Source organism: Candidatus Clostridium eludens (assembly GCF_045310515.1).
GTDB lineage: Bacteria > Bacillota > Clostridia > Clostridiales > Clostridiaceae > Clostridium_B > Clostridium_B eludens.
Genome location: NZ_JBJHZX010000003.1, coordinates 1 through 24,318 on the forward strand (window position 1 = coordinate 1; position 24,318 = coordinate 24,318).

At 32.6% G+C, this 24,318-nt stretch carries 24 protein-coding genes, 1 tRNA gene, 1 riboswitch and 1 other annotated feature; of the genes, 17 read left to right on the forward strand and 8 right to left on the reverse strand.

The genetic code is table 11. The features are described from left to right. A partial coding sequence (locus ACJDU8_RS02510; RefSeq protein WP_479723065.1) for a YczE/YyaS/YitT family protein occupies nt 1–604 on the forward strand: 604 nt, incomplete at its 5' end. A gap of 48 nt (nt 605–652) precedes the next feature. Here the strand turns inward: ACJDU8_RS02510 and ACJDU8_RS02515 are convergent. After that, complete coding sequence (locus ACJDU8_RS02515) at nt 653–1,096, reverse strand: hypothetical protein (RefSeq protein WP_406790577.1); 444 nt, start codon at nt 1,094–1,096, stop codon at nt 653–655. A gap of 255 nt (nt 1,097–1,351) precedes the next feature. Between ACJDU8_RS02515 and eutP the strand changes: the two genes are divergently transcribed. From eutP to ACJDU8_RS02540, 5 genes are all read left to right on the forward strand, one after another. Beyond that, nucleotides 1,352–1,798, forward strand: coding sequence for a EutP/PduV family microcompartment system protein (eutP, locus tag ACJDU8_RS02520; RefSeq protein ID WP_406790578.1), 447 nt, complete (start codon nt 1,352–1,354; stop codon nt 1,796–1,798). Nucleotides 1,799–1,988: 190 nt separating this feature from the next. Next, complete coding sequence (locus tag ACJDU8_RS02525; RefSeq protein WP_406790579.1) at nt 1,989–2,960, forward strand: type I phosphomannose isomerase catalytic subunit; 972 nt, start codon at nt 1,989–1,991, stop codon at nt 2,958–2,960. A 122-nt stretch (nt 2,961–3,082) separates the two neighbouring features. Next, nucleotides 3,083–3,631, forward strand: a complete 549-nt coding sequence (locus tag ACJDU8_RS02530) for an NADH peroxidase (RefSeq protein ID WP_406790580.1) — start codon at nt 3,083–3,085, stop codon at nt 3,629–3,631. A gap of 371 nt (nt 3,632–4,002) precedes the next feature. After that, nucleotides 4,003–4,383 carry a BMC domain-containing protein gene (locus ACJDU8_RS02535; protein ID WP_406790581.1) on the forward strand — a complete coding sequence of 127 codons (381 nt, stop codon included), beginning with the start codon at nt 4,003–4,005 and terminating at the stop codon, nt 4,381–4,383. Between the two features lie 10 nt (nt 4,384–4,393). After that, nucleotides 4,394–4,864: a EutP/PduV family microcompartment system protein gene (locus ACJDU8_RS02540; RefSeq protein ID WP_406790582.1), complete on the forward strand. Its 471-nt coding sequence runs from the start codon at nt 4,394–4,396 to the stop codon at nt 4,862–4,864. A 143-nt stretch (nt 4,865–5,007) separates the two neighbouring features. Here the strand turns inward: ACJDU8_RS02540 and ACJDU8_RS02545 are convergent, their stop codons facing one another. Beyond that, nucleotides 5,008–6,378: an Ig-like domain-containing protein gene (locus tag ACJDU8_RS02545; protein ID WP_406790583.1), complete on the reverse strand. Its 1,371-nt coding sequence runs from the start codon at nt 6,376–6,378 to the stop codon at nt 5,008–5,010. Between the two features lie 184 nt (nt 6,379–6,562). Between ACJDU8_RS02545 and ACJDU8_RS02550 the strand changes: the two genes are divergently transcribed. From ACJDU8_RS02550 to nth, 5 genes are all read left to right on the forward strand, one after another. Beyond that, nucleotides 6,563–7,384, forward strand: a complete 822-nt coding sequence (locus tag ACJDU8_RS02550; RefSeq protein ID WP_406790584.1) for a YihY/virulence factor BrkB family protein — start codon at nt 6,563–6,565, stop codon at nt 7,382–7,384. Nucleotides 7,385–7,573: 189 nt separating this feature from the next. Continuing rightward, nucleotides 7,574–7,812, forward strand: a binding site (T-box leader). Nucleotides 7,813–7,904: 92 nt separating this feature from the next. After that, nucleotides 7,905–8,816 carry a cysteine synthase A gene (gene cysK / locus ACJDU8_RS02555; RefSeq protein WP_406790585.1) on the forward strand — a complete coding sequence of 304 codons (912 nt, stop codon included), beginning with the start codon at nt 7,905–7,907 and terminating at the stop codon, nt 8,814–8,816. Between the two features lie 53 nt (nt 8,817–8,869). Continuing rightward, nucleotides 8,870–9,463, forward strand: a complete 594-nt coding sequence (gene epsC, locus ACJDU8_RS02560) for a serine O-acetyltransferase EpsC (protein WP_406790586.1) — start codon at nt 8,870–8,872, stop codon at nt 9,461–9,463. A gap of 202 nt (nt 9,464–9,665) precedes the next feature. Beyond that, nucleotides 9,666–10,385, forward strand: a complete 720-nt coding sequence (locus ACJDU8_RS02565; RefSeq protein WP_406790587.1) for a lysophospholipid acyltransferase family protein — start codon at nt 9,666–9,668, stop codon at nt 10,383–10,385. After that, nucleotides 10,382–11,041: an endonuclease III gene (gene nth, locus ACJDU8_RS02570; protein WP_406790588.1), complete on the forward strand. Its 660-nt coding sequence runs from the start codon at nt 10,382–10,384 to the stop codon at nt 11,039–11,041. The genes ACJDU8_RS02565 and nth overlap by 4 nt, the downstream gene beginning before the upstream one ends. 62 nt (nt 11,042–11,103) lie before the next feature. Here nth and ACJDU8_RS02575 read toward each other — a convergent pair whose 3' ends face one another. Continuing rightward, nucleotides 11,104–12,336, reverse strand: a complete 1,233-nt coding sequence (locus ACJDU8_RS02575) for a competence/damage-inducible protein A (RefSeq protein ID WP_406790589.1) — start codon at nt 12,334–12,336, stop codon at nt 11,104–11,106. Between the two features lie 184 nt (nt 12,337–12,520). On the opposite strand from ACJDU8_RS02575, the gene ACJDU8_RS02580 reads away from it, so the two are divergent. Both ACJDU8_RS02580 and ACJDU8_RS02585 read left to right on the forward strand, forming a co-directional pair. After that, the gene (locus ACJDU8_RS02580) at nt 12,521–13,678 is read left to right on the forward strand and encodes a VanW family protein (protein WP_406790590.1); all 1,158 of its coding nucleotides are present in this window, start codon (nt 12,521–12,523) and stop codon (nt 13,676–13,678) included. A gap of 91 nt (nt 13,679–13,769) precedes the next feature. Then, nucleotides 13,770–13,856, forward strand: a tRNA-Leu gene (locus ACJDU8_RS02585). A gap of 147 nt (nt 13,857–14,003) precedes the next feature. Here ACJDU8_RS02585 and ACJDU8_RS02590 read toward each other — a convergent pair. Next, nucleotides 14,004–14,873, reverse strand: a complete 870-nt coding sequence (locus tag ACJDU8_RS02590; RefSeq protein ID WP_406790591.1) for a LysR family transcriptional regulator — start codon at nt 14,871–14,873, stop codon at nt 14,004–14,006. Between the two features lie 372 nt (nt 14,874–15,245). Next, a riboswitch (SAM riboswitch) is annotated at nt 15,246–15,353 on the forward strand. Between the two features lie 174 nt (nt 15,354–15,527). On the opposite strand from ACJDU8_RS02590, the gene ACJDU8_RS02595 reads away from it, so the two are divergent. Genes ACJDU8_RS02595 through ACJDU8_RS02610 form a run of 4 tightly spaced genes read left to right on the forward strand, consistent with a single transcriptional unit; the run spans nt 15,528 to nt 19,374 of the window. Further along, nucleotides 15,528–16,322: an ABC transporter permease gene (locus ACJDU8_RS02595; protein WP_406790592.1), complete on the forward strand. Its 795-nt coding sequence runs from the start codon at nt 15,528–15,530 to the stop codon at nt 16,320–16,322. Nucleotides 16,323–16,339: 17 nt separating this feature from the next. Continuing rightward, nucleotides 16,340–17,128 (forward strand): ABC transporter ATP-binding protein, encoded by a 789-nt coding sequence (locus tag ACJDU8_RS02600; protein ID WP_406790593.1) that lies wholly within the window; start codon nt 16,340–16,342, stop codon nt 17,126–17,128. Between the two features lie 30 nt (nt 17,129–17,158). Continuing rightward, entirely contained in the window at nt 17,159–18,358 is a 1,200-nt protein-coding gene (locus ACJDU8_RS02605) for a threonine synthase (RefSeq protein ID WP_406790594.1), read from the forward strand. A 14-nt stretch (nt 18,359–18,372) separates the two neighbouring features. Further along, entirely contained in the window at nt 18,373–19,374 is a 1,002-nt protein-coding gene (locus ACJDU8_RS02610; protein WP_406790595.1) for an ABC transporter substrate-binding protein, read from the forward strand. Nucleotides 19,375–20,066: 692 nt separating this feature from the next. On the opposite strand, the gene ACJDU8_RS02615 is transcribed toward ACJDU8_RS02610, so the two are convergent. From ACJDU8_RS02615 to ACJDU8_RS02630, 4 genes are all read right to left on the reverse strand, one after another. Continuing rightward, nucleotides 20,067–21,152 (reverse strand): uroporphyrinogen decarboxylase family protein, encoded by a 1,086-nt coding sequence (locus ACJDU8_RS02615; RefSeq protein ID WP_406790596.1) that lies wholly within the window; start codon nt 21,150–21,152, stop codon nt 20,067–20,069. Nucleotides 21,153–21,780: 628 nt separating this feature from the next. Further along, nucleotides 21,781–23,262 carry a DUF4153 domain-containing protein gene (locus ACJDU8_RS02620; protein WP_406790597.1) on the reverse strand — a complete coding sequence of 494 codons (1,482 nt, stop codon included), beginning with the start codon at nt 23,260–23,262 and terminating at the stop codon, nt 21,781–21,783. A 14-nt stretch (nt 23,263–23,276) separates the two neighbouring features. Beyond that, the gene (locus tag ACJDU8_RS02625) at nt 23,277–23,483 is read right to left on the reverse strand and encodes a helix-turn-helix domain-containing protein (RefSeq protein WP_012103730.1); all 207 of its coding nucleotides are present in this window, start codon (nt 23,481–23,483) and stop codon (nt 23,277–23,279) included. 19 nt (nt 23,484–23,502) lie between these two features. Then, complete coding sequence (locus tag ACJDU8_RS02630) at nt 23,503–23,997, reverse strand: DUF2975 domain-containing protein (protein ID WP_406790598.1); 495 nt, start codon at nt 23,995–23,997, stop codon at nt 23,503–23,505. Nucleotides 23,998–24,318: the final 321 nt, after the last annotated feature.

The following is a 24,318-nucleotide window of genomic DNA, read 5'->3' on the forward strand; positions in this document are numbered from 1 at the left end:
GCAGCACTCCATGAAAGTATTTATTGAAATTTTTAGAAGATTAACTTGTTATAACCATATATATGTCCATACGTCAGGTATTTTGACTTTAGGTCAGGTATCTCAGTTAGTGGGAGTTGCAATACTTATAATGTGCTACTTTATAGATGTGCCTTTAGGGCTAGCCAGTATATTCAATATGATATTTATAGGACTGTTTATCGATATAATTGAAAAACTTAACATTATAAGGACACCAAATGTATTCTTGCTAAAAATACTTATGCTAGTTTCAGGAGTTCTAGTAATAGGATGGGCAACATATTTTTATTTGAGGGTTAATTTGGGAGCAGGTCCTAGAGATAGTTTGATGGAAGGATTGGTAAAAAAGATAAATAAACCTGTGTGGATTATAAGGACATTTATAGAGGGAACTGTACTTATTATAGGATATTTTCTAGGAGGTCCGGTAGGTATAGGTACTCTTATAATTGCTTTAAGTCTGGGATTTTCTATACAATTTGCATTTAAAATCGGAGGATATAATTCTCAAAGTGTAGAGCATGTGAGTCTTGCGGATTTATATAGGGATTTAAGGTCTGAAAAATGTCTAAAGGGAACTTGAAATTTCAATCCTAAAATTAACAGGGACAAAAGTGTCCCTGTACTATTATTAACACATAAAGCTGTCTATTTGTCTTGTATCCATGCCAAAATAAGCCCATCTATTTCTGTACCACCTATAGCCGGAAACAGTTCTTCTTTCTACGTAGGTCAGCCATGCCCAGAAGCCATTACCTCTCTTTGGCCAGATGTAAGTATATTTAAATAAACATGGTCTTAGTGAAGTAGGACTAACCATTTGAGGCTGAACGCCATGTACTCCAGGTCCGCCAGGAGCCTTTTTAGGAGTATGAGATGGCGGTGGTCCTGGTGGAAGCTGGTGCTGTTGTCTGTTCATAAACATAGGTGGGTGGACTGCATAAAATTGAAGATAAGGGCAATAAAACTCATTGAAAGGCTCCATATCTTCTGGCATATTATCATAATTAATATCATCATAATTAGCTTCTTCATATTTAGCATCTTCAGATCTGAAGTAATTATAATCGTACATATATACAACTCCTATTTTTTACTGTTAATTAAATTATATGTGTTTATTAAGCATATAGTTACAAGTTATATGAAATAAGGTTTAGGGTGCTTTTATCAAAACCATGGTATTGACAAATATTTATTTCAAGCATAAAATTTAAACATAAGAGATATATTAGGGGATGTTTCCAGTGTAAAGCTTTTTAGTGAAGTATTAAATTTATTAAATAAGGTTTTGGGTACTGTATCAAGTATGGCCAATAGGGGAGTTATGATGAAAATTGTAATGGTAATAGGTAAAACAGGCTCGGGAAAAACTACTTTGTGTAAGGCTATAAGTGGACAAGATGTAAGTATTGAAGAAATAAATTATAGAAGTACTCAGACTACAGATATTATAAATGGTACATTTATAGATACACCAGGGCAGTATATAGAAAATAAGTGGTATGGATCTCTTACAATTATTTCAGCCGATTGTGACATTATGGCTATTTGTCAGGATTGTACAAGTATGGACAATGTATTTCCTCCAAGCTTTGCTGGCATATTTGCTAAACCTGTCATAGGTATAATAACTAAAATGGATCTTTGTGAGGATATGAATAATCTTAAAATGGTAGAGGAAATGCTAAGTATGGCAGGCGCTGAAGCTATATTTAAAGTCAGCAGTTTAAGTAAAATTGGTTTTGAAGAAATAAAGGAATATATTAAAAATTAATTGTAAATAGGTTGAAATTATTGGTGAGAAGATTTCAGTAGAATGTAACTTCTGGCAAGTGAGTTGTCAGAAGATATTTTTATTTTTTGGTATATTAATTACTTATTTTTCTATTATGTAATAATAATAATGGTTTTTTTTTATAAGTATATAACATAGTCATTAAATTTTAAATATAAGGAGATGAATTATGTTATATCCAATTAAGTTTGAAAACTTATATCACAGTAAAATTTGGGGAGGAAGGGATCTGGAGCTTTTTAGAAGTAATCTGCCGGAGGGAAAAATAGGGGAAAGTTGGGATATAGCATGTCACAAAAATGGCACAGGAATAGTAGAAAATGGAAAACTAAAGGGTGTTAAATTTGATGAACTTATTGCAAGGGAAGGGGAAAAGCTTTTGGGCAGGGAAATTAGAACAGAAAAATTTCCCCTTCTTGTAAAACTCATTAATGCCAGAGATAAACTTTCCATACAAGTGCACCCTGATAATATATATGCAAAGAATGTGGAGAAGGACTGGGGAAAATCAGAAGTTTGGTATGTTATAGAGGCATTTCAGGGAGCTAGTTTAATAGTAGGTACTAAAGACCAGCTTAATGTAAGTCAATTCGAAAATGCCATTAAACAGGGCAATCTAGAAAAGTATTTAAATAAGGTACCAGCAAGGAAAGGTGATGTGTATTTCATAAAAAGTGGACTTGTTCATGCCATAGTTGGAGGTGTTATAATAGCTGAAATTCAGCAAAATAGTGATATAACTTATAGAGTTTATGATTATGGCAGGGAAAGAGAGCTTCATATTAAAAAGGCTTTAGATGTGATAGATTTACAGCTAAAAGGGGAAAAAATCAAAGGTGTTGCATTAAAGAAGGAAGGTTATGAAAAAACATATTTATGTTCTTCTAAAGAATTTTCTTTAGAGTTATATGATATCCATGGTAAAGTAGTAGAAGAAAGCGACAGGGGAAGATTTTATATATTTACATGTGTTGAGGGACAGGGACAAATAATGTACGAAGGTGGCTTGGTTTACGTATTTAAAGGTGATAGCCTTCTTATTCCAGCCTTTCTTGGAAGGTATATACTGCAGGGAAAAATGAAAGTACTAAAAAGCTATGTGCCTGACTATAATAGATTAGAAAAAGAAATATTAAAATAAATAAAAAAATTTTAAAAACCTCTTGCAATATGATAATTTATATTATATAATAATAATTGTTAAAACAAACTTATAAAAATAATTGTATAATATAAATAAATATATATGGGGAGGAATTTATAATGAAAAAATTTGTTTGTTCAGTTTGTGGATATATTCATGAGGGAGATACACCACCAGAAAAGTGTCCTGTATGTGGTGCACCTGCAGATAAATTTATAGAAAAGAAAGAAGGAGGAGCAATCAGCTGGGCGGATGAGCACGTAATAGGTATTGCTAAAGACATAGATCCAAAAGTAGTGGAAGAATTAAGGGCTAACTTTACAGGAGAATGTTCAGAAGTTGGAATGTATTTAGCTATGAGCCGCCAGGCAGATAGGGAAGGATATCCTGAAGTCGCAGAGGCATATAAGAGAATAGCTTTTGAAGAAGCAGAACATGCAGCTAAGTTTGCTGAATTATTAGGAGAAGTGGTAGTGGCAGATACAAAGAAAAATTTACAGGCAAGAGTAGATGCAGAAGAAGGTGCCTGTAAGGGTAAAAAGGATTTGGCAACTCTTGCTAAGAAATTAAACTATGATGCAATTCATGATACAGTACATGAAATGTGTAAGGATGAAGCAAGACACGGAAGTGCATTCCAGGGATTGTTAAATAGATATTTTAAATAAGCATTAACAAGTTATTGCTATATACTAAAGTAACGTAAAGTTACTCCTCTTAAAAATATAGTAAAGAGAACCTGGACATCCAGGTTCTCTTAGTGTATAATACAAAATTTGTATTTTTGAACTTTAAGAATATGATTTCTGAAATATTATTATAAAAATACCGTTATATAAAATTTTATATGCCTGTTTAAGAAATTCTGTAAATAAATTCAAATATATGGAAATACAGTAAAACCTAATTTTACTTATATAGCTATAAATTTTCACCTGTTTATCTTGGTATAACTTCTTCTGAATAGTTGACAAATATACATTAGTGGCGTATTATTAACTTAAATTAATATCGAAAAAGTCGAAAAGGAGATTATGACATGGATTTACAAAATATGCTAACGCAGCAGGAAGGTAAGATGAGAATTATTCAAGAAATTGTTCCAGGTAAGCAAATTACAATTGCACATGTAATCGCCAGCCCGGATGATATTATATATAAAAAGTTAGGATTAAATCCTACTATTGATTATGGAAAAGCAGCTATTGGAATTGTATGCATGAGCCCAAGTGAAGCTACAATCATTTCAGGAGATATTGCTTCTAAAACTGCTAGTGTAGATATCGGATTTGTAGATAGATTTAGCGGAACGCTTATTATAACAGGAGGGGTTTCAGAAGTTGAAGCTGCTGTGAGGTCAGTTGTAGATTATTGCAGGGACAAGCTTCTTTTTACGGTATGTGAAATGACAAGAACGTAGGTGATAATATATGAAGAAAATAATCTTATTTGGTAGAAGTGGATGTGGAAAAACTACTTTGACACAGGTCTTAAGAGGCCAAGATATAATTTACCATAAAACTCAATATATTAATAACTTTGATGTAGTTATTGATACCCCTGGGGAATATGCAGAATGCAGATCTTTAGGAGGTGCCCTTGCTTTATACGCCTATGAGGCAGATGTAGTAGGTCTATTGATTAGCTCTATAGAACCTTACTCATTATATCGTCCTAATATTGCCCCTTGTGTAAATAGAGAAGTTGTAGGCATAGTGACACAAATAGATCGGCCTAATGCTAATCCTAAACGCTCAGAAGAATGGCTGAAGCTTGCGGGCTGTGGAACAATCTTTCATGTGAGTTCCTATACTAAAGAAGGAATATGGCAAATTTGGGATTACCTTAAAGAGGATGGGGATGATGTATCTTTGTATACGAAGGATTTGCCGCATAGCTAATAAATGAAAAAATTTATCTACACTGAATTCAAATGAGAACGTCTACAGATTTTCATTACTACTTGTTATTATATATTAAAATAGCAGAGTGTGGACAAGATCCACACTCTAAGAACCTGTATATTCAGGTTCTTTTTATTTTTTTAAGTAGGCAGATACATAAAGTAAGATATAGCATCTTTTTCTGATGTAGCAATATTTATATTTCTCTTATGATAGTCGTTATATCCATAATCATAGCCTTGATTGTCACAAATATAACCATAGTCATGGCTGTTGGGATCAACCCATTTCATAAATGTATAAGTATGAGTTGGACCATATCCATAGGAAGTGGTAAAACATATATCTCCTGGTAAAAGCATGGACAGATCTGTAGAGGTCTGCCATCCCCTGCTCTGCAGCTGGGATGTAAGTGTAACAGTATTTGCCACATAATTTGGAAGGTCAGTTAATCCGGCCCTGCGCAGTGCTTCACTGGCAAAATATACACAGTTGTTGCTGGTATCTCCGTTGTGGAGTTCAATGGCTTTGTTTAAAACAGATTGCCTATTGTCGTAGTTCATAAGGTAATTATAAAGGTTTGTCCCAATTGAAGATTGAGTTCTATATTCATTTGAAATAGATTCTACAGGTTCAAAAGGGTTTATAGTTAAGTTTAGTGTTACTGCTTTATTATAACCATCTACTGTACCTGTGTAAGTATAATTACCTGGTATACTTGTCCTATCTACGGATTTATCCCAGGACACGCCTACAGAAGTAGTTGAATCATTTGACATTTTAGCGGTTACCTCTGTAGGTAAGCTGTATTCATCTTCTTGATTGATAGTTACATTTATATCATCAATGGATACTATGGAAGGTGATGTTTTGAATTCCACTATAGTGGGATTTTTAAGTTTTTTGTTGTACCTAGATACAATATCTTTTCCCACAGTCAAGGTATATTCTGTTTCAGCACTATAAGCCTTTTCAGGTGTTATGATAACTGAAGTTCCATTATCCTCTGAAGACAGGGTTATAGGTATTTCTGTATTGTTTTTGTCAACTAATTTTATGTTATCCTTTAAAGAATCAATGTCTACTGGTTGGTTAAACGTTATTTTCCATTCTTTATTCAAAGACACATTATATTTAGTTAGTGTGTTATACGTTGTATCTTCATCACCAGCTGCAGTGGTTTTTTCTGCAGTATTTTTTTGGGCAATATCTTCAGTACTGCTAGATGATGAACTTTCATTATAATATGTACTGGTTTCAGATACAGTATTCTGTGATTGAATTTGTTCTTTTCCGGTAGTATCATTGGAGCTTTGTGTATCTACATTACTATCTTCTGATAAAGAATCAGAGTTTTCACTTTGATTAGGACTAACTTCTTCAGTTGTGGTATAAGAAACTGTGGAAGGATTGTCCCCATTATTTGATGCCAATGCAATTTTATAATGAAAACTTTGGGCAAGTATGTAAACTATACAGAATATTACAAGATTCTTGATGAACTTTTTCACTTTTATCCTCCTTTCTTTTTATAAAATACTTCCATAGTTAAGTTTAATTGTTTTAAAAAATATATTCAACATATTTAGGGACATTTATTTATAATTTAACATACTGAAATAAAAAACTATAATAATATGATGATAATATAATATAATATAAATGTAATTAAGAAATGTAAAGGGAGGTATGTGTGTGGAAAAAAAAGCATTTAACAGATTCAGAACCCTTGTTTTTAGGTTTATAGAAGACGATGTGCTGGCACTAGCTTCCCAATTGGCCTATAGTTTGATATTTTCCTTTTTTCCTTTTTTAATATTTATTATAAGTGTTATAGGATATAGCGATATAACCAGTAACGATATGCTGGCTAGTCTAAGTTATATATTCCCTGCAAATGTACTTGAGTTAATAAAAAGCACGGTGATAAGAATAACTAATACCAAGGATACCAAATTGCTGTGTATTAGCTTGATATTTACCATATGGTCCTCTTCAGGAGGATTTCATTCAGTTATAAAAGGTCTTAATAAAGCATATAATAAAAAAGAGAATAGATCTGTGTTTAAAATCTATGTCATATCCATATTATGTACCCTGGGAATAACTGTTATAATAGTAATTACCATATTGCTCTTAGTATTCGGACAGATTATTGGAAGTTTTTTAGCTTTGAATTTAGGTCTTTTTAAAGAATTTAATTTTATATGGAATATATTCAGGTATTTAATAATACTTTTTTCAACTATATTTATCTTTGCTGCAGTATATCGTTATACCCCTAGTTTGAAACTCAGGTGGAAAGAAGTAATACCTGGAGCATTTTTTTCTACTATTGGTATTGTAATAGTATCCATAGGCTTTGCATTTTATGTAAACAATTTTGCTAACTATTCTGTAATTTACGGAAGTATAGGAGTGGCAATAGTACTTATGACCTGGCTTTTTATTTTATCTGTTATAACCATTTTGGGGGGAGAACTTAATTCTGTATTATCTGGATATGGGAAAAGGTGATTTAGTCAGCAGTCATATTTTTGTGTGTAAATGCTAAATTAATAAATTATTGTATTTTATAGGTCTAAAATTAAAGTATATTATAAAATAATTTTTTATATTTGCAATAAAATATAAAAACAGAAAAAAATATTGACAAAAATTTAAGTAGTTGTATAATATAAATATATAAATCATAGTGAAATAGTCAGAAATGCTTTGAAAAAGAAAAGTAGTTTAAATGAAGTTTTACAGAGAGGAAACTTATATGGCTGAAAAGTTTCTAAGTGGAGTTTAAATGAAGTGCTCTTTGGAGTTATTGGCCGAACTGATAGTAGGTTGTATCGGGTTCACCCGTTATAGTGATAGAACATAGTGCTGTGTTTGATGAGTGAGGTCATAGGAGATCTAAAAAGAGTGGAACCACGGAGTATAACTTCGTCTCTATAAGTATAGAGATGGAGTTTTTTTTGATGTTAAAATTTAAACTACTTCAGTAAAATATTAAATTATTATTAAGAATTATTGGGAGGAATAAAAAATGATATTTAATAATGCCATAGACATGATAGGAGCTACACCTTTATTTAAATTGGATAACTTTAAGAATGAAAATTCAGCTGAAATATATGTTAAGCTTGAAAAATATAATCCAGGGGGAAGTATTAAAGATAGAGCTGCCCTTGGGATGATTGAGGCAGCAGAAAAGGATGCTCTTATAGAAAAGGGTGGTACTATAGTTGAACCTACCAGCGGCAATACAGGAATAGCCCTTGCCATGATAGGAAGATTGAAAGGGTATAGAGTTATAATTGTTATGCCGGAGACCATGAGTGTAGAGAGAAGGAATATGATAAAGGCTTATGGTGCAGAATTAATTTTAACAGATGGTACTAAAGGAATGAAAGGGGCTATAGAAAAGGCCTATGAAATTGCCAAAAATAAAAGAGGATATTTTATACCACAGCAATTTATAAATAAAGCCAATCCTAAAAAACATTTTGAAACTACAGCAGAAGAAATATTAAAAGATTTGGGCAATATAGATGCATTTGTAGCTGGAGTTGGTACTGGCGGAACACTAACAGGTGTAGGAGAAAATTTAAAAGGACATGATAAGAATGTAAAAATTATTGCAGTAGAACCTCAAGCCTCACCAGTTTTGTCTGGAGGCCAAACAGGACCGCACAAAATACAGGGTATTGGTGCAGGATTCGTGCCAGACATATATAAACCAGAATTGGTAGATAAAATAATTACTATAACAGATGATGTAGCTTTTAAATATGCTAGGCTTATGGGAAAGGAAGAAGGTATACTAGTTGGAATATCTTCCGGTGCTAATATAGCTGCAGCAATACAAATTGCTGAAGAACTTGGAGATGGTAAGAAAGTAGTAACAGTAGCGCCAGATGGTGGAGAAAAATATTTATCTATGGGACTATATGATTAATTGCAACATGTGAGGAAAGATTTTGATCTAAAAACTTAAGAGGGGAGATAGCAATGAAGAATCCATTTAAATTACTAGCCTATGATGTTAAAAATGCTATGAAAAATGATCCTGCTGCTAGAAATCCGTTGGAAGTATTTTTACTGTATTCTTTTATACATGCAGTAATACATTATAGAATAGCCCACTTTTTTTATAAGAGAAAATGTTTTTTTATTGCCCGTTTTATATCACAGGTTTCCAGAGCTTTAACTGGTATAGAGATACATCCAGGAGCCCAAATAGGCAAAGGATTATTTATAGATCATGGAATGGGAGTTGTAATAGGCGAAACTGCAGAAGTAGGGGATAATGTTACACTATATCACGGAGTGACTTTAGGCGGTACCGGCAAAGATACAGGTAAAAGACACCCTACTGTTGGAAATAATGTATTTATAGGCAGTGGCGCAAAATTACTGGGACCCATAGTAATAGGAGATAATGTTAAAATAGGTGCAAATTCAGTGGTATTAAAAGATGTACCGTCAAATTGTACAGCAGTGGGAATACCTGCAAGAACTATATATAAGCCCATCGCCCCCGTTATAGAAATAAAAGATTATTCAGGAAAAAGAAGAAAAATATACAATGAAATGGTAATATAACTTTTGTAATTACCAGTGCATATGTGGAGGAAAGGCAATAGCATTATTGTCTTTTCTTAGTTTGTTTTAAAATTATTATAATAGACTTTTCCAGATTTTAAAATTATAATTTATATTAGAGCATCATCAAAGAAATAACTACTTGGTATGCAGATATATTTTAAAAGCATATCATTATGTGAGAGGAAAGGTGACTTTATTTATGATTTCTCCATGGGTAGCTAGATTAATAGGATGTCTTCCTAAAAGAGGAGTAACTTATATTTCAGAGAAGATATTGTTTGGGTATTTAAAAAAGTATGCGGATATAAAGGTAAAGGGCATAGAGAATTTAAATAAGGCCAAAAGACCTGTAATGTTTATTTGCAACCACCTTAGTAATTCAGATGCACTTGTGTTAAGCAGTGTACTTAAGTCAGAAAATTTAACTTTTGTAGCAGGATCCAAACTTAATGAAAATCCCTTAACACAGCTTGGTATGAGTATAACTAAAACTATAACTATAAAACCTAATAGTGCAGATAAAGAAGCTATATCCAAAATTGTAAGAACTTTAAAAGGGGGAGACAATATGCTTATTTTTCCAGAGGGAACAAGAAGCAGAACAGGAACCATGGCAAAGGCCAGAAAAGGTGTGGTTTTAATACAAAAATTAAGTAAAGCTGTAATTGTGCCAATTGGTATTTATGGTACTGAAAAGCTTTTACCCATAAGTAATAAGGATATGGCATTAGAAAATTTTCATAGGGCTGAAGTCAATGTAAACATAGGGAAACAAATAGATATTCCACTTAAAGGTAAGGACGAAAATAAACATGATTATGAAGATAGGGCAGCGGATTTTTTAATGTTTAAAATATCTGAACTGCTGCCTGAGGAGTACAGAGGTGTTTATAATTTTGATGAAGGTGATAAAATTTGAATAAAGAGAACATAGATTCTATATTAAAAATACTAAGTGAAACATATGCTGATGCAAAATGTGCGTTAAATTTTAATTCTCCGTATGAACTATTGATATCAACTATATTATCAGCCCAGTGTACGGATGTTAGAGTGAACAAAGTTACCAATGAACTTTATAAAGATTATAATACTCCCGGGAAAATGATTTCTTTAACAGAAGAAGAATTGGGAGAAAAAATAAAAAGCTGTGGTTTTTTTAGGAGCAAAAGCAAACACATTCTAGAGACCAGTAAAGCAATTATAGAAAATTGTCAAGGCCGAGTTCCAGAAACTATGGAAGAATTAATTAAATTACCGGGAGTGGGAAGAAAGACTGCAAATGTAGTTTTATCGAATGCTTTTGGAGTACCAGCTATTGCAGTAGATACCCATGTTTTTAGGGTGTCTAACAGACTTGGCATTGCAGTAGGAAGTACGCCAGAGAAGGTAGAAGCAGAACTGATGAAAAATGTACCAAGGTGTATGTGGAGTGATGCCCACCATTATTTGATATGGCATGGCAGAAGTATATGTAAATCCAGAAAGCCAGATTGCCAAAAGTGTCCCCTAGCTCCTTATTGTCAGTATTTTAATTACCCTGAAAAATATGAGAAAGTATCTGAAAATAAATAACCGGCTCACACCTGTTATTTATTTTCAGATACCTAAAACTTAACCTTAGTCTTTAAAATGTATCATAATATTTCTCGCCTTATCCAGTCTAGAGCATTCATGGTGGTTCTTCTCCTTATTATATCTCTGTTTCCAGCATACTGAAGTTTTTTTACTTTAACTTTACCTCTATTATAAAGACCCATGTATACAAGTCCTACAGGTTTTTCAGGAGTACCACCTTCAGGGCCAGCAATTCCTGTAGTAGATATACCTATGTCCGTATTAGCTGTTTTAGCTATACCTAGAGCCATTTCTTTTGCAACTTCAGGGCTTACGGCCCCATATTTATCTAAAGTGTCTTTCTTCACCCCTAACCTATTAATTTTAGCTTCATTGTGGTAGGCCACAACACCTTCTTTAAATACAGCAGATATACCTGGATAATTTATAAGTTTTGCAGCTATTAATCCTCCGGTACAGGATTCTGCAGATGAGAGAGTATATCCTTTATCTATGAGCAGTCTGCCAAGTACTTCTTCCATTGTTACATTATCTTCCCCGTATATATTTATTCCAAGACTTTTCTTAAGCTCAATTTCTACAGGTTTTATAAGATTTAAGGCCTCACTTTCCGTGTTTGCCCTTGCAGTAATTCTAAGTATTATATCCTCTTCCTTGGCATAAGGTGCTACGGTGGGATTTACACTTTTTTCTATAAATTCTGATACCCTTTCTGCCATAACACTCTCTCCCATCCCATAAATTCTAAGTATCTTAGATTTTATTGTTCCTTTGCTATATTTTTTTAATAGAGGTATTACATAATCCTGAAACATAGGTTTTGTTTCCCGGGGCGGACCTGGAAGAACTATTAAAATTTTACCCTTGTCTTCAATAGCGCATCCTGGGGCTGTACCATGGGGGTTAGGAAATATTGTGGAATCTTTGGGAAAGTAGGCCTGCTTTATATTATTGCCTTCAGAGTAGGATTTTCCCATTCTATTAAAATGTTCTCTTAAGTCATTTAATGCTTTTTCATCTAATAAAAGTTCTCTGTTAAAGAACTTAGCACTGGTTTCTTTGGTTAAATCATCCTGGGTAGGTCCAAGACCGCCTGTAGTAATTATAATATCAGATCTTTTAAAGCCAGTTTCAAGTTCGTCTAAAAGTCTTTTAGGATTATCTCCTACTACAGATTGGTGGTATACTTCTATACCTAAATTGGCCAATTCTTTAGAAATAAATTGGGCATTGGTATTTACTATATCTCCTAATAAGATTTCGGTACCTACACATAATATCTCAGCTTTCATGACTCTATTACCTCCGTCTTTTAAGTATTTGAACTATTTTTTAATTAAATTGCTATAGTTTTATAATAGCATAAAATTATGTCTGTTTTTAGAAAATAATATAAAATTAAATTATCAGATTTTACATACAAAAAGTTATAACTGTATAGTATAATAACTATGTAGAAATAAAGAGGTGGTCAAAATGAGTAGAAAGGATCGGTCGAAGGAGTCAAGAAAGTTGTTGAAAAAAAGGTTATCAGTGGCAATTATATGTGCTTTAGCTATTTTTATAAGCATAAGTTGCGGATTTATAGTATATCATTATAATGATATAAAATACTGGGATAACTTAGTCTATCCTAAAGTTTCTATAAACAATATAGATCTTTCTGGAAAAACCAAATCAGAGGCTAAAAATATAATAAAAACTGCCTATTCAGATGAGATACAGAATAAGAAAATTATTGTAACAGCTGGAGATAAAAAATATGAGCTGCCTTATTCAAATCTCGGTGCCAAATATAATGTAGATGAAGTGGTAAATCAGGCTTATTCATATGGGAAGGACAGTAACATATTAAAAAAGTATAAACTTTTAAATGCCCCCGAAGCTGTAAAATATACATTGAAATTTACTTATGACAAAAAACCTTTAGAGGCATTTGTAGATGGCATGGAAAAGGATGTCAATTTAGATCCTATAAATGCATCTTTAAAAATGGCAAACTTTGGTTTTCAAATAACTCCTCAGCAGAATGGAGTTAAATTGAACAGGAAAGCCCTGGAGAAAGAATTATCGTCTAAAATAAATGGTAATATACATGAGGATGTAAGCATAAAGGCAGAATTACAATCAGTTGAAGCCTCAATAAAAGAAGATGAACTAAAAACTGTAGATACATTAATATCCAGTTTTAGTACAAACTACGGAAGCATATCCTCAGCAGAAAGGGCAAATAACATACAACTTGCTACCGGGAGTATAAATGGATATGTGGTAATGCCAGGAGGTACCTTTAGTTTTAACGGAGTTGTTGGACAAAGAACTGCAGCCAAAGGATACCAGGCTGCCCCTGTTATTATTGGAGATAAACTGGAAACAGGATTAGGCGGGGGAATATGTCAGGTATCTACGACACTTTACAATGCGGTTAATAATGCAGGACTTACATCTGTAGAAAGAGTTCACCATACACTTCCTGTACACTATGTAGATGAAGGAATGGATGCTACTGTAGATTATGGAAATATAGATTACAAATTTAGAAATGATTTTAAATATCCTATATATATACAAGGATATACTTCTGGGGGAAATGTAGTTTTTAACTTATATTCAAACTCTGCTGCAGCAAACTAGATAAAAATATTATTGTTTATTAGTATGGAATTTATATGTTTTATATATTAACTTAATTTAAAAAATATGTTATAATAACTAAGTACTTTGTGCGGATATGGCGGAATTGGCAGACGCGCTAGGTTCAGGTCCTAGTGAGGGCAACTTCATGCAGGTTCAAGTCCTGTTATCCGCACCAAAACCTGACAATATAAAAAATTTATAGAATGTTTATAGAAAAATAATTCAGCATTAGAATGTTTAATTAAAAGGTCAAATTCTAATGCTTTTTTATTTGGGAAAATTATTTGAAATGTTCAATTTAGTAAGATACCTTCTTCATAGGTCAATTTCCTTTAAAAGTTTTTAGAAAATCTTTAGCTACGTCAGATAAATATCTATTTCTAATCCATACTACAGCAGGACGTGCTTTTAGAGAAAGTTCATTTATATCAATGTATTTTAAATTTAGACCAGGGATGAGTTCTGAGGCGGATTCTGGAACTATTCCTATACCAATTCCAGTATTAGCCCAAAGGAGCACTGCACGTGCATCTTCACTTTCGCAAAGTATTCTTGGTTCAAATCCAATTTGCTGGCACGAGGAAATTAACATATCTTTAAACTTATGATCAACTATTAAGGGCTTGTTTATTAAATCATTCAAACTAATCTTATCTTTGAAATTTGTAAAAAATACATCCTGATTTACTGCTGCTACCATTGATTCACTTGATAGTAATAATGATTCGAATTTTTCAGAATCAAAAGGAGTAAATACCAAGCCTATTTCTATAGTGCCTATATCAAGCAGTTTTAAAATTTGAGAAGTATTGCTCTCTCGTATTTTAAAATTTATATGTGGATATTTATCATGAAAGTGATTGAGTTTTTTTAATAAGATTGTAGTGCCAGAAGATGGCACAGTTCCCAAAGAAAGTAAGCCTTTAAATCCCTCTTTTAAATTATTTAATTCTTCTTTTGTATTTTTGACCAGATCTAAAATTTGTTTGGAGCGATATTGAAGTATTCTGCCTGCATCAGTTATTTGTATTTTTCTTGTATTTCTTTCTATTAGTTTTAATCCAAGTTCATCTTCAAGTAATTTTAGTTGTTGGCTAAGTGGCGGTTGTGCGATATGAAGCTGTTCTGCAGCTTTAGTTATGCTGCCATTTTCTACTATAGCTAAAAAGTATCTAAGTTGTCTAATATCCATAGAAATGTTCACCTCTATCTGCTATTTATATCTTATTTGTATTAATTCAATACCTTTTAAGTATTTGAAATATGTTTTTTTGTCTGATATAATGATACATGAAATTAAGAAATTATAAAAGTATATTTACTATGATAGAAAGAGTAAGTTAAAAAAGTCCTAAGAGAGAGATCTTTATTGAGCTGTGAGAGATCTTGGAATGAATTAACTGAAGTGCATTCTTGAGTAATTAATTCAAAAGTTGCTGCGATGGAGGTAATTATTTGCAGTAAACAGAGTGGAACCGCGGAAAATTTCTGCCTCTGTAATTAGAGGATAGAGGTTTTATTTTTTATAAATAATAAAATTTCATATTAATACTGATAAAGTATTATCTTATCATGAGAGGTAGAGGGACTGGCCCTATGAAGCCCGACAACCGGCATTTATTATGTATCGGTGTCAATTCCTGCAGAATATAATTATTCTGAGAGATAAGAAGGATAGTTAAGTTAAGACTTTTAACTTGGATTTAAGCTGTTTTTCTTATTTGAAAAACAGCTTTTTAAATTTACAATATGTATAAGTCAAATTTATGATATTGTGCAAAAAAAATAGTTTGAATATTTTTTATATTAGCAAATTTCTTTATATATTATGACGGGGTGAATAATAATGAATGTAAAATCAGAATTAAATAAAAAAATTAAATTTATTGGAAATATACTTATTGCATTAATACTCCCTGTAATAGTGATTATATTATGGCAATTACTAAGTAATAAGGGACTTGTTAAGCAGTCAGTTCTTCCATCTCCTCATACCATATTTTTGGCTTTTTTAGACATGGTGAAAAGTGGTGATTTAGCTAGAAATCTATTTATAAGTATATTAAGGGTTATAAAAGGATATCTTATAGGAGCTTCTCTGGGTGTAGTATGTGGAACATTGATTGGACTGTTTAAAATAGCCGAAAAAGCTGTTGATTTGCTTATAGGTCTTTTGAGACCAATTCCTATTGTAGCTTGGGTTCCTGTACTTATATTGTGGATGGGTATAGATGAGGCTTCTAAAATAACTGTAATAGCAATTGGAAGTTTTTGGCCCATACTTATAAATACTATTCATGGTATAAAAGGAGCAGATAAAAAATATTTAGAAGTCTCTGAGATATTAGAAAAAAATAAATTTCAGGTACTGACAAAAATAGTTTTTCCTTCGGCACTTCCATCTATTTTTACAGGATTGAGAATTGGAATCGGAAGTGCATGGATGAGTGTTATAACAGCGGAAATAATTGCTGCCACGTCTGGCATAGGATATTCAATATCCTATGCTAGGGAATTATCTCAGCCGGATGTTATGTTGGTTGGAGTTTTTTCTATAGGCGTAGTTGGATTTTTGATAGATTATTTAATAAAAAAATTTCAGTTTGTAATTATAAAATGGGATACAAATAATCAAAGTTAGAGAGGAGTAAATATTACATGAGTGCTGATGAAAGTTATGAGGCTATTAAAATAGAAAATTTGAATAAAGATTTTAAAGTTGATAATGGTTACCTCAATGTATTGGATGATATTAACCTGTCAGTTAGACAAGGAGAATTTTTAAGCATTGTAGGGGCAAGTGGGTGTGGAAAAAGTACCTTGCTTAGAACTATAGTGGGATTAGATACAAATTATAGGGGCAATATTTATTCTTACGATAAGCCTGTAAAAGGTCCAGGTATAGATAGAGGTATGGTATTTCAAGAGTCAAGACTTTTTCCATGGCTTACAGTAGAAAAAAATATAGAGTTTGGAATAAGCAAAAAATTATCTAAGAGGAAAAAAGCAGAATTAGTAAATGAACAGCTTGAACTGGTCGAACTGGACGGCTTTGCAAAATCATATCCCGAGCAGCTGTCTGGAGGAATGAAACAGAGAATAAGTATTGCAAGAGCACTTGTAAATAAACCTAAACTGCTTCTTCTTGATGAACCTTTTGGAGCATTAGATGCTATGACCCGTATTAATATGCAGCAGGAAATATTGAAAATATGGAAAAAACAAAATACTACAATGATTCTTGTAACCCATGATATAGACGAGGCGATTTATTTAGGTGATAGGGTGATTGTTTTATCCAGCAGGCCTGGAAGAATAAAAAGGGTGGTAAAAGTAGAACTTTCAAGACCTAGAGATAGAGGAAGTTATGATTTTTCACGGATTAAAAGTGAAATATATAATGAATTTTTTACAAAAGTGGAAAATCCATTTTCATATAATATATAAAAATAAAATTAAATAAGGGAGAGTAAAGTCATGAGTTATTTTAATTATTTAGAATGTTCAAAGTGTGGAGAAAGGTATTCAAAAGATGAACCACATAATCTATGCCATTGCGGAGGTCCGCTGCTGGTAAAATATGATCTTGAAAGGGTAAAAAAAGAAGTGAACAAGGATATCTTTAAGACAAGGAAGAAAGGACTGTTTAGATTTGAAGAGTTACTTCCAATTGAAGATGAGAAAAATATAGTTACACTTGGGGAGGGTGATACTCCAGTACTTAAAATTCAGAATTTGGGGGAAAAATTAGGTGCAAAGGAACTTTATATAAAAAATGAAGCATTAAACCCTACAGGCACTTTCAAATCCAGAGGAGCTGCCGTTGGGATATCTAAGGCAAAAGAGCTTGGAATAAAAACCATAGCTATGCCAACTGCAGGAAATGCAGGAGGAGCCTGGTCAGCATATTCCAGTAAAGCAGGAATTGAGCTTGTAGTTGCTATGCCAGAGGATGCCCCTGAGCTTGCTAAAAAGGAAGCTTATGTATATGGTTCAAAAACCTATCTTGTAAAAGGATTAATATCTGATGCTGGAAAAATAATATCAAAAGGTGTAGAGAAACATGGATGGTTTGATGCTGCCACTCTTAAAGAACCATATAGAATTGAAGGAAAAAAGACAATGGGATTTGAAATTGCAGAGTACTTTAATTGGGAATTTCCGGATGCTATACTTTATCCAACAGGGGGAGGAGTTGGAATAATAGGAATATGGAAAGCCTTTCAAGAACTCAAGGAATTGGGATGGATTAAAGACAAAGTTCCTAAACTTATAGCTGTTCAAGCAGAAGGATGCAATCCTATTGTAAAGGCATTTAATGAGGGAACTAAAGATTCTGAGTTTTGCAAAGGTGCTAATACTATAGCAGGTGGAATAAGGGTACCTAAGGCTTTAGGAGATTTCATAGTTTTAGATGCAGTAAGAAAAAGTAATGGTACAGCAATAGAGGTAAAAGATTCTGAAATTGTGGAATTGCTTGATATTTTGGCAAAGACAGAAGGATTGTTTATATGTCCGGAAGGAGCGTCTTTAGTTGCAGGAGTTAAAAAACTGTTAAGAGAGGGTTTTTTGAAATCTGATGAAAAAATAGTGCTTTTAAATACTGGAAGTGGATTGAAATATCCTGATTTAATTAAGGAAAAATTACCAGTAGCTGAAATTAATGCAGATATTTAAAGGAGATGAATAATATGAAAAAAATATTTTCTATAATTACAGTACTTTTGATAAGCTTACTTGCTTTATCTGGCTGCGGACAAGCGAATAATTCATCAAGCAGTAAAAAACAAGAACAATCAAAGTTAAAAGAAATAAATATAGGCTATCAGCCGGGAATAAATCATGCACTTTTAATTATTGCAAAAAATAAGGGATGGCTTGATGAAGAATTTAAAAATGATAATATAAAAATTAAATTTCAAAGTTTTGTCTCTGGGCCTCCTATGGTTGAAGCATTTGCAGGTGGAAAACTTGATATAGGACAAATTGGAGATCAGCCCTCCATACAGGCAAGAGCAAATAGCATAGATATTAAAGGTATTGGGGCTTATGCAGTAGGATATAAGCTAAATACAATACTTGCAGCAGCCGGTTCAAACATAAAATCGGCTAAAGACCTGAAAGGTAAAAAAGTAGCAGTTACCGTTGGTTCCTCTGCACATTTACTTCTTGTCAAATATCTGGCATCAGAAGGACTTAAGCAAAGTGATATCCAACTTGTAAATTTACAGCCGCCAGATATAAAGACATCTTTTACATCTAAAAATATTGATGCTGCAATTGTGTGGGATCCATACGCATCTTCAATTGAAGCTGAAGGAACAGCCTATAAAATAGGAGATGGAACAAACTTAAAGTATGAAGTCAATTTGATTGTAGTAAATAATAGTTTTGGAAAAACAAATCCTGATATTGTAAAAAGGATTCTAAAGGTTTATGAAAAATCAGAAAAATGGGCTAAAGCAAATCCTGATGAGGCTGCTGATATTATTTCTAAAGAGCTTAAATTAGATAAGCAAATTGTAGTAAAGGGTCTTGCTAAAGAAGATTTTGATATAAGACTAACTGATGAAGTTACAACATCACTAGCAGCTACCATTAAAAGCTTAAGACAAAATAATACAGTTAGAAAAGACGTGAAGGTAAGTGATTTGTTGGATAAAAGTTATTTAAATGATGCTGGAATTAAATAAAAATATAAATTAAATATAAGACACAATTGTAACTAGCAGCGATATGTGAAGTAAAAAGATGAAACCCAGTGAGTTATATATAAGGTTTTGTCTTTTTACTTAATTAGGATGTTACAATATGATATTAATTCAGATAAAGTCAAAGAACGTATTATTATAAAAGGTAAAGTAAACAGTCCCGTATATATCTTTAACATGGATAGCAAGGAGCCATTTCCAATTGCCTCCTAGTACCTCGAAGGAAGAGCAATAGTTACACAGAAAATAAATAAGAAAGGATCCATGCCTATGCAAATTGGAAGTTGGTTATAAACCAACTTAATATATTGTTTAGTGAAGTATTAAACAAAGAAGCATAAATATGCTGGAGACTCTGTCCCCAGACCCATGAGGTTTATCGCGCCTGTTCTATGAGAAACGGATAAAATGGATAGTTTTAATCCTATCCGTTTCTGTATAGAACACCAATAATCACTCAGGTTGCTCATCAGCATTGCCTTATCTTATTATTGTATGTATATTATTGACTAAAAGTGGAAATAGTGCAATGTAATGCTGAGTAAGAAATAGAAGCTATAGATCTTAATTTACATTATTCTATAAATATGTCATTCGAAAAGCATTTGTCAAAAGAAAGAGAATATACCTAATTATTTACACGGCTTTTTATTAAATTCTAATCAAGTATGTTATTATTCAAATAATTCTGGATCATATGGATATCTTCCATATTTTTTACCTGCATTAACAAGTGCATGAATATTTTCAGGTGGAGTTGGTATAGGCAATCCACATCCAAGACCTAAGATATATCCCTTAGGAGAATCATATGCTTTCTTTAAACTTTCTTTTACAGTTGTTTCAACAAGTTTGGGTGTTCCTTGAAACATAACATCAGTGGGGTGTACATTTCCCGTAATAGGTATTTTATGTCCAATTGTATTTTTTACCTCTTCCAGATCTAGAGAGTTATCAATACTAAGGACACCAGCTCCTGAATCAGCTAAATCATTTAATATTTTCTTTGTATTTCCGCACACATGGAGTGTAGGGGGTGAAGAAAATTCTGAAATGGCTGCAATAAATCTCTTTAAGTATGGATATGAAATATCTCTAAATACTTTTGGACTAATCAAGCTGCCAGAAGAAACTGGATCAACGATACATATAGATGAACCTGTTTTAGCAATTTCCTTTGCAAATGAAATTATACTACTTAAGGTAAACTCAAGAAGCTTATGAACAAACTCAGGATTAAGATATATATCTTTTAGCAGCTTATCTGTACCTCTTATACTACTTGCAGTTGTAAATGGCCCTCCTAAAATTGTTCCCACTGGAGCTTCTTTACCGACTTCATCGATAATTATATTGGTAGCCTCAAGGAAAAGTGGCAACCTTCCATCCTTATGGGGATTTGGAATTGTTAGTCTATCTAAATCGGAAATTTCATTAATAACAGGTTGTTTTACATAAGGAGTACTGTAATCAGGAAAATCTAAAACACTTCCAATAGCCTCCGGTACTGCTGCTTGTCCAGGACCTGTGCCTACAAAGTCGTGTCCATAAGTTCTATATGCTGCAATTTGAGCTTCTGCCATCTTTTCAGCTGAAAGATTATACTCAGATGCTTTTATGCCAATGACATTTGCTGCATGTTCACCTAGCATTGGATTAATTAGTATGCGATCATAAGGTTTTCCTTCGAGCCAAGCTATAAGCCTTTCTAATGATGTCATAGAATCAGCAGTAATATTATCAGTCATATTATCAGTCATATTTTTTTACCCCCTTTTAAATTGTTTGTTTTTTAGGTTTAATTGTTAAATGTTTCTTCAAGAATGTCCATAGTAATACCTAACAGAAGTCAAATTTCAGACTTGAATACCAATATATTAAAAAGAGGATATATTTTTAGTCAATTAAAAATATATCCTCTAGTTTTTCTAGTGAGATTTATAATGGAGTTTTTGTAGTATACCAATGAGATTACTAATATCGTAATAATATACTTTATACAAAGACATTGTCAATAGATTCTTGAAGGGAGCAAGAAGCTGACTTCTAGTCACCTCGTAGTATCTCGGGGGGAGACGTCCAGCTAAGCTGGAGCATGCTAACTGGTGAAAGTCCAGTAAAGGTAATCGTCAAGGAGCCTTTTAGCCATCCACTATGCATATAAGAAATTATATGTATAAAGTGTGGTGATAAAGTGTTTGAAAGAGCGCGAGCAAAAAGTATAGGTTGTAACATAAAGTGAATCCTGCCGTATCGTAAGGTGGTTCTGTATAAGCAGAACAAAAGAGGAAGTCGAGACTTGCCCCTGAAGGCGAAGACCATGGAAGATGGGAAGAGCTTGAAATGCAGGTGCACTTATAGACATGAAAGGGTAGAAAAACCAGGGTTTTAGCTTCCCTGGTTTAATAATTTTCTGATTCTGTTTTTACTAAAATTAAATTCAGTCCATGAATTTTGCTTATCAAGCACTTTTTTTCTGTATTTTAAATTTTTATCAATAATCATTTTTATATGGCTGTTGCTCTTATCTCTCACTTCAATCAAGTAAGGAACGGCTTCAAAAGATAATGAAGTCAAATAATAAGTATCCAGCTTACCAGTTTCATTATAGCGTTCTATATTTTTCTTGGCTATAAATCCATCTATATTAAGATAGCTTATTATTGTATACATAATTATTGTTATCACAATTACGCTTTTCACTATAGGAATTTTTCTGTACCAAATGCCAGCAGCCACAACCAGACATAGTATGAAAAGCAGCAGCATAAATAAATGCACTGATACCCTCAAAAAGGTATAACCAAAGGCAGCCTCATACAAAGTAAGTTTAAAATTAGCAGAAAAAAGCATATTTAAGGTAAATGCTACAAGGAGAGTTAAAAGAAGATTTGCTGTCTTTAAAAGCTTTTTATTATCTTTTTTTACATATTTCTGGCAGCCCAGCACTATTATAAAATTGATGAAGGTAACTGTGGCCAGCTCAAAGAAGCCTTTTCTAGCATATTCTGCATAGGTAAAGCCAGCTGGTAGTGTTATATTATCTCCACCATAAAGATAAGAAAATTGAATTATTGTGAAAATCAGATACAGTATATTCAAAGCAGCCAATACGGTTATTATTGTAACGGCCTCCCAGCTTACAGCAAGGGCATCCAAGCCTTTTTCAATTGCTTTTTCCTCACTTTTAAAGCCCCAAACATAACCAAATAAATAGAATGTTATAACTAAAATGATTATGGTATGTGGTACAAACTCTTCTATATTTATATTATTAAAAAGCTTTGTCAGGTTAGCAAAGTAGTAGCCAAAAACCATATCTGCAGAGCTTAAGAGTATTATCAAAATCACAAGCAAAGGCAAGGAAATAAGTATGCCAATCAATATTTGCTTTTTTCCTTCCTCCATTTGAACAGTTTTTCCTATTTTTACTGAAGTCTTTAAAATTGTAAAGGGCTTGATGATATTATTAAGCACATTTGCTATTCCTTTTCTTAACATTTCAGCTATAAAGTTGGATTTATCCCATTTAAGCCTTGGATTCACTATTAAAATGGAACTTGAAATCATAAGAACTGGAACCGCTAAAAAATTTAATAAATAAAATATGTTCTCTGTATGAACTGCAAAGCTGAGGGACATCAGGGCTATTGGTATAAGTAAAAACCAGCCAAAGCTTTTTCCTATTTTTATCCTATCTCTTATGGACCATAGGAAAAATCCAATACACAGTCCTATAAATATGGGGTAGGATATGCCGGGGGTCTTGTCGAAAAATAATCTGTCAAATATAATTCCAAGCAGCAGTGAAAATAGCACACAGTATAGCCCATCCTTAGTTCTAGTTTCTAAAGTTTTATTAACTTCCATTTTGCCTCATCCTTTCATTCCTCTCTAAACTCTAAAATATCTCCCGGCTGACATTTAAGTTCCCTGCATATAGCCTCTAGTGTGGAAAACCTTACAGCCTTGGCCTTTCCGGTTTTTAATATTGATAAATTGGCATTTGTTATTCCAACCTTCTCGGCCAGTTCATTAAGAGAGATTTTTCGTTTTGCCATCATTACATCAAGGTTTACAATTATAGCCATAATGCGCCTCCTTTAGTGCCTAAACCGTGAAATCATTTTCTTCTTTTACTTCCACGGCCTGCTTGTATATTTGAGCCAGTATCAAAACAAAGCACCCTGCAAAGAAGAATATCAAGAACTCCGTATCAGTGTGTATGCCCTTTGGATCTATCTCTATTAATCTGAAGCTTTTAAACTGATTATTATAAAAGAAATTTATTAAATAGCATATAGTTATAGTAAAGCAGCTTAAAGCTATATTCTTTAGACTTTTCACAATACTCATATTAAAGGGGCCTGCCTTTATAACAGATTTTAAAATCTTTCTAAGACAGTAAAGAATAAATACTAAAGAAGAAGTTCCAATGAAAAATAATATACAGTTTACGATATATTTCCTATTTGCTGCTCCAGTATCCACTGAAGTTGATGTACTTATAATTAAACTTATAAAGGTCAATATCCCAAAGACAATAAGTACATTTAATACAATTATCAAAAATCTAGCCATAGAATTATATTTGTTCTCGTTCATAAATCACTGCCTCCATTTACATTTTGTAATTTCATCATACTACATCCTCTCAATAATTTCAATAATTATTTATTGTTTTTCAATAAAGATTTATTGAAACTTATACATGAATAAAAAATTTAACTAAATAGCAAAACGAGATGCAACTTTGTAAAACCAAATGCAATGTTTGTAATCAACAACTGAATATTTGTAAACGAAATGCAGTTTTTGTAACCAAAATGCAGTTTGATTTTCCTACTTTTTTGCTGTATCATAATAAAAAACTGCAAGCTAGGTATAAAGGATAAATAGTTACCTCGGAGTGGCATAAATTATTAA

Coding starts and splice junctions, on each gene's coding strand:
- ACJDU8_RS02515 (WP_406790577.1), bottom strand. CDS start 1,096: ATGTACGATTATAATTACTTCAGATCTGAAGATGCTAAATATGAAGAA.
- eutP (WP_406790578.1), top strand. CDS start 1,352: ATGAAAATTGTAATGGTAATAGGTAAAACAGGCTCGGGAAAAACTACT.
- ACJDU8_RS02525 (WP_406790579.1), top strand. CDS start 1,989: ATGTTATATCCAATTAAGTTTGAAAACTTATATCACAGTAAAATTTGG.
- ACJDU8_RS02530 (WP_406790580.1), top strand. CDS start 3,083: ATGAAAAAATTTGTTTGTTCAGTTTGTGGATATATTCATGAGGGAGAT.
- ACJDU8_RS02535 (WP_406790581.1), top strand. CDS start 4,003: ATGGATTTACAAAATATGCTAACGCAGCAGGAAGGTAAGATGAGAATT.
- ACJDU8_RS02540 (WP_406790582.1), top strand. CDS start 4,394: ATGAAGAAAATAATCTTATTTGGTAGAAGTGGATGTGGAAAAACTACT.
- cysK (WP_406790585.1), top strand. CDS start 7,905: ATGATATTTAATAATGCCATAGACATGATAGGAGCTACACCTTTATTT.
- epsC (WP_406790586.1), top strand. CDS start 8,870: ATGAAGAATCCATTTAAATTACTAGCCTATGATGTTAAAAATGCTATG.
- ACJDU8_RS02565 (WP_406790587.1), top strand. CDS start 9,666: ATGATTTCTCCATGGGTAGCTAGATTAATAGGATGTCTTCCTAAAAGA.
- ACJDU8_RS02575 (WP_406790589.1), bottom strand. CDS start 12,336: ATGAAAGCTGAGATATTATGTGTAGGTACCGAAATCTTATTAGGAGAT.
- ACJDU8_RS02580 (WP_406790590.1), top strand. CDS start 12,521: ATGAGTAGAAAGGATCGGTCGAAGGAGTCAAGAAAGTTGTTGAAAAAA.
- ACJDU8_RS02590 (WP_406790591.1), bottom strand. CDS start 14,873: ATGGATATTAGACAACTTAGATACTTTTTAGCTATAGTAGAAAATGGC.
- ACJDU8_RS02595 (WP_406790592.1), top strand. CDS start 15,528: ATGAATGTAAAATCAGAATTAAATAAAAAAATTAAATTTATTGGAAAT.
- ACJDU8_RS02600 (WP_406790593.1), top strand. CDS start 16,340: ATGAGTGCTGATGAAAGTTATGAGGCTATTAAAATAGAAAATTTGAAT.
- ACJDU8_RS02605 (WP_406790594.1), top strand. CDS start 17,159: ATGAGTTATTTTAATTATTTAGAATGTTCAAAGTGTGGAGAAAGGTAT.
- ACJDU8_RS02610 (WP_406790595.1), top strand. CDS start 18,373: ATGAAAAAAATATTTTCTATAATTACAGTACTTTTGATAAGCTTACTT.
- ACJDU8_RS02615 (WP_406790596.1), bottom strand. CDS start 21,152: ATGACTGATAATATGACTGATAATATTACTGCTGATTCTATGACATCA.
- ACJDU8_RS02620 (WP_406790597.1), bottom strand. CDS start 23,262: ATGGAAGTTAATAAAACTTTAGAAACTAGAACTAAGGATGGGCTATAC.
- ACJDU8_RS02625 (WP_012103730.1), bottom strand. CDS start 23,483: ATGGCTATAATTGTAAACCTTGATGTAATGATGGCAAAACGAAAAATC.
- ACJDU8_RS02630 (WP_406790598.1), bottom strand. CDS start 23,997: ATGAACGAGAACAAATATAATTCTATGGCTAGATTTTTGATAATTGTA.